This window comes from Clostridium kluyveri DSM 555 (assembly GCF_000016505.1).
Lineage (GTDB): Bacteria > Bacillota > Clostridia > Clostridiales > Clostridiaceae > Clostridium_B > Clostridium_B kluyveri.
In genome coordinates, this window is record NC_009706.1 from 2,654,771 (window position 1) to 2,667,238 (window position 12,468).

A 12,468-nucleotide genomic window follows, 5' to 3' on the forward strand; every position below is an offset into this window, starting at 1 on the left:
TTGATAAAGTTCAATTGCAACGCCCTTTGCTACAATAGTAATAGTTGAAAGAAAATCTTCAATATCAAGAACGTTTGCCTATCTTTTTAAACAATTTTTTAAGATAAGCCTGCACTGGAAGCAATTTTCCTCTGCGGTACATCAGGAAAAATACCGCGATAAGGATAAGCAGGCTTGCTAAAGCTATCCATACAACCAGATATTTCAGAAAAATATTGGGCTGCATCGTAACAGTAAACACGCCCTGCGGTTCCATGGTAAAAATGAGATAGCTGCCATCCGCTTTATAAGCTTCTTCTTCCCAACCAGAATCCTTTTTGACCCAAATATGAATTTTACCACTTGTTTCGGGTGCAAGGTATCGAAATTTGATTTCCCTTGCATTGCCGTCATGCAGGCCGTTAACCGTCACCTTCCAGGACTCCAGGATACTCTGATCATTTACTGAAATCATTTTGCTTTTCGTTTCTGCTTTAGACAGGTTAATGACTGCGCCCTTCTCGAAAGAGGACTCCGCTATAAGAATTGGGCGTGCAGGTTTCCCTCGAGTCTGCTTACTGGCAATGGCAGTAACCAGAGGGTCATACTCTGCTTCAAATGTCTCATTAAAAGTCAAATTGCTGTAATCATAATCAGGCCATTTCGCAGAATACCCGGATTTTGGTTTGATCTCAGGCAATATCTTGGTGGAAATGGCTTCGCCATAATGGAATGGAATTACGGCTATTTCCTTGCCGTCCACCAGAAAGCGGAGTTTTAGATTTTTAAATTCAGTCGGCATGTCTTCTGCCATGATAAAATTATTATATTCCTGAGGAACCACTTTTCCACTATAGCTTATTCCGTCAACCCCATTCCACTGATTTTTAACAAAATAGTTATCAGTAATGTTCCCGTCACCAGCTCCTGCAATAGATCCCAGGTGCTCTCCATCACTGTTTATTCTAATGAAAGCATAACAGTTATCAATATTTTCTCCCGAACCTGCAATTCCTCCAACATAGCTTTTTCCGGAAATCTCCGTGAGAGCATAGCTAAGGCGAATTGTGGACAGGGAACTGCCAGCAATGCCTCCTGCATAATTTCCATCAGTGCTTTTGATATTACCATAATTCTGGCAGCCATATACAGTTCCTAAATCTGCTTCTCCTGCAATTCCGCCGGCGCAATTCTTTTTTGTAGTAATCTCTCCTCTGTTATAGGATTGATAAATGACAGCTCTTGTTTTGTATGCGAAATTCAGTGATTTTGTTCCAGTAGTTTGAGGATTGAGAACATCATTCTCCCGGTCAAATTCATAAAATATTGACATGGAACCCGCTATCCCACCTGCAGAAACATCTCCGCTCACAACACCGGTGTTTTCAGAGAAGGCAACCTTTCCTTCCTTAGCATCGGCCAGTTCTTTATCCGAAATGTCTTGAAAAAGGTTGGCATCCTCCTTTTGTTCATTGGAGCTGGCTAATTCTTCACCAATATTATTCATCTCCGCAGTAATCGCTTTTAGATCATTTGTTACCACAGTGCCTGCATCTGCCGCAAGGTTGTTTATTGTTTCAATGCCGGAGGTTATTTCAGAAAGGGAGTCATAAAGCTGATCCAGATGATTAGAATAGGATTCATCAGGAACTGGAAGCTGAATAATCGGCTCTTCTGTCAATTCTGAAATAATTTGCTCCATTTTTGCAGAGGCATCACTTAAATTGGCAAGTGCCGAAGACAGGTTGTTTGATGCGTCCTTAAAAGACCCAAGACCTTCACCAAGATCATTACTTGCCTTATACATTTCATTAAAAGCATCACTAATTTTCTCGAAACCTTCGGTCACATTATCAACCGCCTCATTAAAAGACTCCAATGCAGAAGCCATCCCACTTGCAAAACCATCAAGATCGATTGATGGTAAAGAATTGCTAATAACAACGGACAAATCGGCACTGATCTGTGAAAAAGCTGTAATGAGCTTCGTAGTACCGGAAGACAAATCGGCAAGCGCCTGATTGAGTTCATCATAAGCTTCAGGATCTTCTTCGCGTATTTTTTGTAGCGCAGTCACCGCATTCTGAAGGGCGGAATTCATCTCTTGAGAAGCAGACTGAGCACTAGCCAGAGCATTTTGCAGATCTTCCAGGGCAGCTTTTCTTTCGTCCTCGTTTGGTGCTACTATCAGTTTATCAAAAGCTTCAACAACTTTATCCGAAGCATCCTGAAGCTTATCTGCACCATCTCCAAATTTATCGAAAGCATCCGATAAATCCTCCATGGCCTCAGCTGCCTTGGAACTGCTTCCCCGCAAGTTTTCAAATCCATCTGCAGCATTTTTCGCAGCAATCGACATGTTGTCCGCTGCATTTTCAAGCTGTTCGAAAACCTGCTCTGATTTTGCCAGGGAATTTGTTATTCTCTCGCTTGAGTTATTAATGGACTCACTACCTTCCGAAATCAAATCGGTTGTCTGATGGGCAAGGGTATTCGTTGTCACCAAAGCACTGTCAATGGCTTTCATAGTATCAGTAATCTGATTTGATATGGAATTTGAGCTGCCGTGTACATCGTCTAGCAGGTTGTCAAACAATCCTGACATTTTCTGCAGGTGGCTTCCTACTTTTTGAAAGGTATCCTCTGAATATTGAAGAGAAAGGTTCGGCTCCATCTGCCCCACAATACCGCCTATATTTTTACGGCCCTGGATTTCTCCCTGGTTGCTGCTGTTTGTAAGATAACCATTTTGTCTGCCTGCAATACCACCTACATTATAGCCCACATGGGGATAACCTATTTCCCCGGAGTTTTTGCAATACTGTATTATTCCAGAAGAATGCCCAGCAATTCCGCCGGCATCCATATAACTTCCCGGCTCATTCAGCAAATCACCTGTACCAGTTTCCGATGTTTGATTTCTGGAAGCATCAGTTCCCACACCGAACTTTGGAAGAATATCAGAATTACTGTTCTTAGAATCGACAGTCGTGTTGGGAGTACGCTTTTGCGTATAGACTGCATTAACTTTGCCTTTATTGGTGGAATAAAAAACAGAACCCAAATTCTTACCTGTAATGCCGCCCGCCCAGCGATCCGATGTAACAGTAGCTGAGGAGCTGCAGCCTTTGATTGTTCCTGTTGTTTCATTCACTCCCGCAATACCTCCAACAGACTTGCTCCCCACAATAGATCCTGAAAAAGAACAATTCAGTATTTCTCCGTAATTGATTCCGGCAATTCCTCCCAATTCCTGCTTGCTTCCAGAGGGCTGGATGATTCCCGATACATTTAAATTAATAACTTTGCCGCTGCTCTGTATATATCGAAATACGCCCTGTACAGAGCCTGCTTTTGTAATCTTCAATCCGCTGATTGTATGCCCGCCACCATTGAAAGTCCCTCCAAATGTCGGAATGGCGGCAAATTTACTGTTGGAAACATCCAGGTCACGCTTCAGATATACCATTTTTCCCTGCGAATATGTATCCAAAGAACAGTCATTACTGAGTTTGACAAGATCCTGCACGGAATTTATATAAATAGTTTTTTCATCCTGCGCTGCCATTGCAGGAATACCGGCAATATTAATAAATATTGCAATAATTATCAGTAAAGCTACAATTCTCTTTTTAAGTTTCATCCTGATTTTTCTCCTCCTGTGCTGTGCTTTCGGTTTCATCAATATGCTCTATTGATGTATTTTGACTGTCAATCACCGCATCAATTTTTCCTTTCAAATCTCCTTTGATGTTGGCATTTATCATGCCTGAAACATAACCTCTAATATGCCCGTTCAGACGCACATTGCCGCTTTGAACTTTTTGATAAGTATCTGCCTGTAGTGTGAATCTTGTTTTTTCGATAATGATATCACCAAGGAGCAGTATCTGAGGCAGAACAAATAAAACAAGAAAAATGGAGATGATTGTTCCTCTCCCAAGGCAGTTTCCTACGCCGGAGATGACAGGGTCCGAGCTGAGAAGGGCTATCAAAATCCCAGTTGATGAAAGAATGGAGCCCGACGTCATGATTGTCGGAAAAGCCCCATTGACTGCCTCACCGATTGCTTTTGAAATCTTCATGTTCTTCTTTGCCACAAGATATCTGTTTGTTATAAAAATAGCATAATTGATGGTGGCTCCCATCTGAATTGCTGAAACAATCAGGTAGCTTAAGAAATGAACACGGTTATGAGACAATGCCTGAATCGCAAAATTAATCCAAATGCTTCCCTGAATCGTAGTTACCAAAAGTATGGGTAATCCTGCAGATTTGAATGTGAACAGCAGGACAAACACAACAAACAGTAAAGTCAATACAGTTATAACCACATCGTCAACTTCAAATGAAGTTGCCAGATCATGATTATTAATTGATTCTCCTACAAGAAAAGTATTTTCCTTGTAAAATTCCGATAACACTTTCCGTATGGTCGGCAGATATTCAAAGGTTTCCTCACTGTCCTCCGGCAAATCCAGTTTAATAATCATTCGAGAATAATTTTTTCCCTGCAGTTGCTTTGTTGCCATTACAAGCTGCTTATGGATTTCGTCTAAATTTTCTCTTGTATCGGAAGACAGCGTTACATAGCCTTCCTGAACCTTTTGATATGCATACATGAACATTTCATAAAGTGTTACACCCCGATTGTTAAACTCGTTTACCAGATACCCGTATTCTTCATGCTCAAGGCTATAAGCTGCATAAAGCAGTCTTGTATCATTAATGTCCATATTGGTAAGTTCAGCAAACATTCTGGGAGTCAGCTTATCTGTAAGTACGTAATCACTCACTTTTATATTTCCAAGACCCGTAACTGCTGTGACATGTTTTACTTTGCCCAGAGCTTTCAGCAGCTCTCCTTCTTTTTCATAATCTCCGGAAGGAACAACCACTGCCAGAATATTAGGCTGTCCGAAAGTCTTTTTTATTTTCTGATCTGCAATCTGTGTTTCACTTTGTCTAATTGTGGGGATGTCCTTCTGGCCAAAGGCAAATTCAGTCTGGCGGCTCAGATAAAAGGTTACAATCAGAAAAGGTATGAATAACAGAGGCACAATGTACTTGGTCCTGTTAGCCAGCTTTCCGATAAAACCTATTGCAGGTACAAAGTTCCGATGGCCGGTTTTGTCAATTCCTTTATGAAAAAGCATGAGTAAACCAGGCATTAAGAGAAGAACGCTCACAAGACTGCATACAATGGCCTTGATCATGACAATTCCCATATCATAACCGAGCCGGAACTGCATAAACATAAGAGCGGCCAAACTCACGATAGCCGTAAGACTGCTGGAGCCAATTTCTATAGCACCCTTGCTCAGTGCTGCAATAGTGGCCTCCCTCGGCTCTTTTGTTTCTCTTTCTTCGGTATAACGGTGGCATAGAACAACGGCATAATCAATGGCAAGAGCCAATTGCAGCACAATTGCTATGGCATTCGTAATGAAAGATATTGTACCTAATAAATAGTTGGTCCCCATATTCAGAACAGCTGCAACAGCAAATACAATTATCAGAACAGGAATTTCCATATATGTCTTGGAGGTAAACAGCAAAACTCCCAAAACAATTATAACCGTAATTATGAGGACAGAGGTCATTTCCTTTGCCAGGTCTTTCGCACTATCTGCACCTACAGTACTCGATACGTAAAAATCATATCCTGAAAGCATTTTCCTGATCTCGGACATGGCATCAATGCTTATTTTATCTTTTTCCTGTCCACCAAATGTAATGTCAAACAGGGCAGATGCCGATTTGAAATGCTTGCTGCTGTTATCGAAATCAACAGAAGAAACCCCTTTGGTTTCCTTTATTTTCTTGCTGATTTCTTCCGCCTGGTCATAACTGATATTGGCTACCATTACGCTGGCTGTACCAAATGTAGTAAATTCTTTGTGCATTACGTTCAGGCCAAGGCGTGTCTCCGAATCAGCCGGCAGGTAGCTGGTAATATCATTGTTGATTGAAACTTTGGGAATTGAAATAATGCAGTAAATTATGGCAACAATAAACAGCAGAAAAAAGCCCTGCCGTTTATCCACAATAAATGTTGAAATTTTCTTCATAATATTATTATCTTGTGATTTATTTTCCATTGTAATATCCTCACGTCTTATTCTCTATTTCCATTTCCTGCTTTCATCAATAAAAAAGCAACTATTTTTCATGCGCCTGCAAATTTATAGACAACAGCCTATTTCTTTTAATAATAGAAGTAGCCACAAATTTTATCAAGAATCAAATAAAAGATTTTGTCTATATTTAGACAAATTATACTAATTTGCAAAATATAGATTTTTCTAAACCCGAAATTGTAATTTTTTAGTTCCAAGGCATATAATATATAAGTAAAACAAAAGCCAGAAAAGAACATCTACAGCTTGTATACTTTCATACAGGTTTCCGGATGACAATTGAAAATAGATTGAATCACCAAATTATCCATTAATTGAAACGTTCAAGGTAATTATAGTTATACCAAACTTTTCGAGGTACCTATTTGGTAACGCATGATCAATCAATGACAATTTTGATCATAGAAAATTGCTCCCTTTGCTCATCCATTTAAAATTTCTGAATGAGAGTTTCTATAGTCTTAACAGCATTCCTACCTTCACTGGTGGGAATGCACGGATAAACATGATTCTGTCCAATCCCTTTATACAAGGTAGTTTTGACTCCCGCTTCTTTTAATTTATGGTCTAATTTCATAATGTCTGGATAAAATTGCTCTCTGGTACCCACGAAAATCGTGACATTCTTTAAACCTGACAGATCACCATATAGCGGGCTTACCTGATAGTTTTTCGGTTCTGAATCTGCCGCCCAATATTTTCCATAAACAATCAAGGATTTTCGATCCAGCATAGGGTCAATATCTTGATATTTCTCAATATCAGGATTGGACATTGTCACATCTACCCAAGGAGAAAGCAAAACCAAAGCATCTGGTTGTGAAATGTTTTTTTCCTTGAATGTTTCACTTAAGCCCAATGCCAATCCTTCTCCAGCTGAGTCGCCCATCAATACTACTTTTCTAGTTTTTTTGTCAGACAACAATGATCGATATAATGCATCCAAAAGGTGATATGACTCTTTATATGTGGCAAAAGGTGCCAATGGGTAGATGGGAACAACAATTTTTGCATTTGTAGTTTTTGCGACTTTATTTAACATTTGCCAATGTTGAATGAGCGGTTGATTCACATAACCTCCACCATGAATATATAGAATTACGGTTCCAGTATTTTTCTTCTCGTTTAAACTATAACAATCCATTCCCATGAAATCAGACTTGTTGAGTGGCACATCGAATTTCATACCTGAATCGATTCTGTAAGGTTTTTCGCCAGCTTTCTTCTTTTTTAATAACTCAGTTTCCGCTTGTTTAGTTGTTTTGACATCTTTCATTGTCCACAAAATCCGTTTAACGATCGTTGAGCTAACGCTTCGATCATAGCGGACGTGGGAATAAACTGTCAATCCCAACATAAGCACTACGATAACTCCCAGTAAGATCAAAATTTTTTTCCAGACTCTTTTCATAATGACATTTTCCTTTCTAAGATTTACAAGTTTGTTTACTAATTTTTATAACTGTATACTAAAATATGATCAAAGAAACCCTTTTAGTCCTAAATATACCACTGTTCAATATTTTGTAAATGCAAATCTGCAAACACAATTATATACTCATCATGAATAGCTAGTAAGCCTCAAAAAAAATATTATGTCTAATATTAGACATTCTAGATATTGCGCAAATATTCGATGAAAGGAAAGAGGAAAGTTTGCTTATTTTAATTGCAAACTTTCCTTGCAGATAACTATTTCTTCTGTTTCCACTTTATTTTTTCCTGATACACCAAAATTGTGTACGGCTAATTCCCAGCCTGCTGGCTGCCAAAGTCCAATTCCCCCTGCATTCATTTAAAACTTTATAAATATGTCTTTTCTTAACTTTCTCCAGGTTATCGGTATGATCACAATTGTTTTCTTCGTATTTGTAATTTTTACCTTCTAACTTTTCATTTATTATTTTTTCTATAGCCTCATCAGTTATTATACTGTATTATATTTCCAGGCCAATGCTAATGCTGCAGTTTATCTAAAGCATTATTTGAGATTTTCACTGATTTTTTCCTCGTACTCTTGAATTTTAGTTATATGCTGAAATGTTTCTACAGCCCCAATTGTTTTGTTATTTATAATTACAGGTACCCTGTTAGTGACAATCTGGGTTTTTCCAATTTGGAACAGCTGCCCTAGTTCAGACTCGGTTTGATTTAAAACTTCAGGAAGCATGGTATTCGGTATTAATTCATCAACTGGATGTCCAAGAGCCTTTTCAATGGGAATACCCAGCATTTTACTGACGGCAGAATTAAAAGTAATAACTCTTTTAGTATAATCTATAGAAACTACGCCTTCACTGATATAATTTAAAATCGCTTTAAATTGCTCCGTTTTTTGTTTTTCTTTGCGTGTACTTTTTATAATTCTTCTAGCTTCTTTAATGCTGGAATCCACTGTTACAGCACTTGTTTCTAATAAAACAGTGGGAATATTATATTTCAAAGCCAGATTTTCAGCAACCGTTCCTCCAAGAATCACATCTATTTTTTCACCGGAATTAATTAAATTTTTTATGTATCTTTCTCCATCGTGCTCATCGTTGATATAATAAATATGTATATTTACATTTAAAATTTTTCTTAATAAGCCAACTCCTTCAATAATATTTTGAAATCCAATAATAAAAATATTTGATCCATATTTTTTGGCGGTATACACAGCATTTATCAAATCATAGGGTGAAACCTCCATTTTAATTACAGGTACCGATTGAACAGTATTTTCAATAATAGAAGCAGTGCCTCCCCTTGATATTATAGCCCCTACGCCTTCTTTTTCCGCCAATCTGGCTATTTTAATTGATTGATTCAATAATGCCAGTTTTACATCCACATCATTATAACGGTCAGCTACTTTTTTAGCTGTATATTCAATTTTAAAATGTGGAGCAATAATTAAAATAGGTTTCACATTGCATCCTCCTCTTAATGACAAGCCCCTCTAAAAAATCATCTTTCCCGGTTTATAGCCCTCGGGCAATTCTTCTTCACTTAAAAACTTGAAATTGTCATCACCCAGTATTGGTAAAAATGCTTCATATGGAATCCTGGAAAACTCACAGGCATAATTGCTGGCTCCGAACCATTTACCCTCCTTGCTGCTCAGGTTCAAGTCTCTGGCAAATTTTGTATAGTTCGAGCAATCATGAACCACTAAATCCCACTTTTCTTCATCGGCTGTTTTCATGAATTTCAGAGTTAATTCTCTGCTCCAAATTGGAGATATGTAGCCCTGCCTGGAAATATACATGTCTTCCCCATAATAATTGTTTATGTTATTCTCATTTAAATGTAATTCTGCACAATTGATAAAATCAAGTTTTGTATCCAAGATGGCCTGCTTTTTCTCAAAAAAAATTTCGAAAAACTCGGGAGTCATTGGGGTTTCAATACCTACACTTTTAATATATTTTTTCGCTGTTCCGATATTTTCAATCACCTTGTCCGAACACTCAGAAGCACCCAGGTTGAAACGTATCTCGTCAAGGCCGGCTTCACCTAATGCTTTCAATGTTTCCTCTGTAGCTAAAATGCCATTTGTATACAGATGTTGATGAACTTGAGCATCACTAAATTTCCTTATTACCGGATAGTATTTTTCAATTTCCATAAACGGCTCTAAATAAACATAGCAAATGCCAGTGGGTTTCTTCTGAATGGAAAGAAGCAAATCAATATCCTTGTCATAAAATCTTGTGCCTCCAATTTCCCACATACCTTCGCCAATTGGAGGAATATCTTCCAGCTCTCCATAATCATAACAGAACTTGCACTCCATGTTACACTTATTGGTTTTCCTGATTGCATTCAGACCAGTACCCAGCAGACAGGAACGGCACCCCTGGGGAAATTTACTTTCATTTCCCACAAAAAAAGTTCTATTCTTCAAGGTTTTCAAACCTTTAATTTCTGACATTAACATATTATTTCTATGATCAATGGCTGCCTCAATTTGTGCAAAGGCAGAGTAAACAATCTCCTGCTGTTTTGTCATAATTTCTTCTTCCTCAGGCAGTGTTGAAAAAAATTCAAACCATTTCAGTGCATCTTTCTTTGAAATTTTCATAATATATCCTCCTATAAGTCTGTCTTTCACAACTCTAATTCTTTCTTTTACTGTATGGCAATTATCAATTCCAATATAATTCATAACTACATAAAAACCAGCTCAATATCAACATACCAAGCTAGTTTCACTTTAGAATTTTTCTAATCCATTTAGGCATATTTTTACTTTTCCATTTAATAGTTCCATTAATCAAATAAGCTATTTCCTCAATTTGTTTTGTATTATCATATATATTAGTTTCATCACAGCCAGGCATCTCTATTTACTTATTGTCCTTTTTTGCTCTTTTTGTAATACCATATTTGATAGATTCATATAAAAATCTTGTTCTTCCTTTGTTTTTGCCTTTTTAAATAATTCTTTTAAATCCCAATATGAATATTTTAGGAATTGTTCATATAAGCCATTTTGTTGATTTATTTTTTCCATAATAATTCCCTCCAACAAATAATACTTTTATTATATTATAGCTTAATAAATTTTATCATATCTATCTTATTTTACACAAGCATATGGACGCTCCTTTTGATAAAGAATTGTAACAAATAATTTATACATATTATTCATTAACAACCCTTACTATATACTCAAATACTACTGCTGTTTTATAATTATTTGTTTATGTATTGATTGCTAATATTAAATTTTAAACTGGAGTTTTTTTCATTATATATTCTAACATCTCAACCATTAACATATCATTTCTATAATCAATGGCTGCCTCAAGATGTACCCCTTATTGCAGAATATTTTTATCCAATGGGAATGCTTTATTTATACTTTTACTCTTGACTATCAACACCTGCATACAACTTGGTAATCATAGTGTAAAACAAATGGATTTCTTCATCAGAATACTCATGAAACAAACTATTAAGTTTTTCATTGTGAAAATAAAAAACTTCCTCAAAATAGCTATCACCTTTTTCCGTTAGCTGAATTGAGGTATTTCGCTTATTAACAGGATTTTTCCGAATGGTTACAAAACCTTTTTTCTCCAGTGATGCAGCCAGCTTCTTTATATTTTGCCTGGAGGAACCTGACAATTTCCCCAAGTGAGTAAAGGTGGTTTTACCAGTTGTATGTTTTATCATCACAAGCAGCATAAATTGTTTCAGTGTGAGAAATGGATCGGCTTTATCAAAAATTGCTTGCAGACGATTTTGCAAAATAAATATACTCGCAAAGATACCACGTGTTTCTTTTTCTCGCTTACCACTATAATTTTTAATCATATCATCAATCTGCATAACGTTTTCCCTTCCATTAACAATAACTTATCCATTATATCTATTTACATTATAGTAACTAGTTACTATATTTGATGTCATGCATCAAGGAGGACTGCAATGAAGATGAATAAAACAAGCAATTTACTGGTGATTTTCATTATCATCCTGGCAGCAATTGCTTCTGCATATGGTTTTTTTCAAATAATGTTATCAATGAAAATCAAACAATTCAAACTATTAATAATGAAACCGTCACGCTTTATGGAAAAGGATTATATCATAATGAATCAGTATCTATGGCAACACAAGTAAGAGCTCAAGACGTAGTTACACTGGTCTTTGCCATTCCCCTACTGCTGGTTTCGTTGATTCTGAACAAAAGGTCCCTCAAAGGAAAATTGTTGTTGGCAGGAACATTAGGTTATTTTCTATACACCTATATGAACTATTCGTTTTTAGCAATATACAACAATTTCTTTCTGATTTATGTGTTACTGATGTCACTGTCGCTTTTTGCCTTTATAATCAATATTACTTCACAGAAACTGCAGAATTTGGAGAAATGCTTTTCAGCCGCCATGCCCAGTAAGCCTGTTGGAATTTTCATCATCGTTATCGGCATTATTATAAGTTTGATGTGGTTAGGCAGAATAGTTCCTACCATTGGTAATGATACTGTGAATGGTTTGGAGCATTATACTACTTTCGTTATTCAAGCAATGGACTTAGGAATTGTCCTTCCAGTGACTGTAGTAAGTGGTGTTTTGCTATTGCGAAAGAAAAGTTTAGGTTACTTGCTTGCCCCAATCATTATCATTAAGGGCATAACATTACTGTTAGCTATTGATGTGATGGCTATTTCCATGGCAATTAGTGGTGTTTCAGTTTCGCCGATTGAACTAACTCTTTTCCCATTATTTACTCTGATATTTATTATGATTTTGTGGATAATATTCAAAAATTTTAAATCAATAGATAATATTTACACATATAAAAAAACGATTTAGTTAAATCAAAGCATTTTCATAGCCATTTAGCACAAACTCTC

General features: G+C 36.9%; 10 protein-coding genes. 2 read left to right on the forward strand and 8 right to left on the reverse strand.

Annotated elements, in window-relative coordinates:
* Positions 1-64: 64 nt before the first annotated feature.
* From CKL_RS12625 to CKL_RS12650, 8 genes are all read right to left on the reverse strand, one after another.
* On the reverse strand, positions 65-3,622 hold the full coding sequence (locus CKL_RS12625; protein ID WP_012102922.1) for a GLUG motif-containing protein: 3,558 nt from the start codon (positions 3,620-3,622) through the stop codon (positions 65-67).
* On the reverse strand, positions 3,612-6,080 hold the full coding sequence (locus CKL_RS12630; RefSeq protein WP_012102923.1) for an MMPL family transporter: 2,469 nt from the start codon (positions 6,078-6,080) through the stop codon (positions 3,612-3,614). Before CKL_RS12630 ends, CKL_RS12625 begins: the two co-directional genes overlap by 11 nt.
* A gap of 469 nt (positions 6,081-6,549) precedes the next feature.
* Positions 6,550-7,530: an alpha/beta hydrolase fold domain-containing protein gene (locus CKL_RS12635; protein WP_012102924.1), complete on the reverse strand. Its 981-nt coding sequence runs from the start codon at positions 7,528-7,530 to the stop codon at positions 6,550-6,552.
* A gap of 301 nt (positions 7,531-7,831) precedes the next feature.
* Positions 7,832-8,050, reverse strand: a complete 219-nt coding sequence (locus CKL_RS21815; protein WP_081428018.1) for a helix-turn-helix domain-containing protein — start codon at positions 8,048-8,050, stop codon at positions 7,832-7,834.
* A gap of 50 nt (positions 8,051-8,100) precedes the next feature.
* A complete protein-coding gene (locus CKL_RS12640) occupies positions 8,101-9,030 on the reverse strand; it encodes a sigma-54-dependent Fis family transcriptional regulator (RefSeq protein ID WP_012102925.1) in 930 nt (309 codons plus the stop codon).
* A gap of 30 nt (positions 9,031-9,060) precedes the next feature.
* Positions 9,061-10,185: a radical SAM protein gene (locus CKL_RS12645; RefSeq protein ID WP_012102926.1), complete on the reverse strand. Its 1,125-nt coding sequence runs from the start codon at positions 10,183-10,185 to the stop codon at positions 9,061-9,063.
* A 261-nt stretch (positions 10,186-10,446) separates the two neighbouring features.
* Positions 10,447-10,617, reverse strand: coding sequence for a hypothetical protein (locus tag CKL_RS20370; protein ID WP_012102927.1), 171 nt, complete (start codon positions 10,615-10,617; stop codon positions 10,447-10,449).
* Positions 10,618-10,970: 353 nt separating this feature from the next.
* Positions 10,971-11,438: a MarR family winged helix-turn-helix transcriptional regulator gene (locus tag CKL_RS12650; RefSeq protein ID WP_012102928.1), complete on the reverse strand. Its 468-nt coding sequence runs from the start codon at positions 11,436-11,438 to the stop codon at positions 10,971-10,973.
* A gap of 99 nt (positions 11,439-11,537) precedes the next feature.
* On the opposite strand from CKL_RS12650, the gene CKL_RS12655 reads away from it, so the two are divergent.
* Positions 11,538-11,732: a hypothetical protein gene (locus CKL_RS12655; RefSeq protein WP_012102929.1), complete on the forward strand. Its 195-nt coding sequence runs from the start codon at positions 11,538-11,540 to the stop codon at positions 11,730-11,732.
* Positions 11,717-12,427 carry a hypothetical protein gene (locus CKL_RS12660; RefSeq protein ID WP_012102930.1) on the forward strand — a complete coding sequence of 237 codons (711 nt, stop codon included), beginning with the start codon at positions 11,717-11,719 and terminating at the stop codon, positions 12,425-12,427. Before CKL_RS12655 ends, CKL_RS12660 begins: the two co-directional genes overlap by 16 nt.
* Positions 12,428-12,468: the final 41 nt, after the last annotated feature.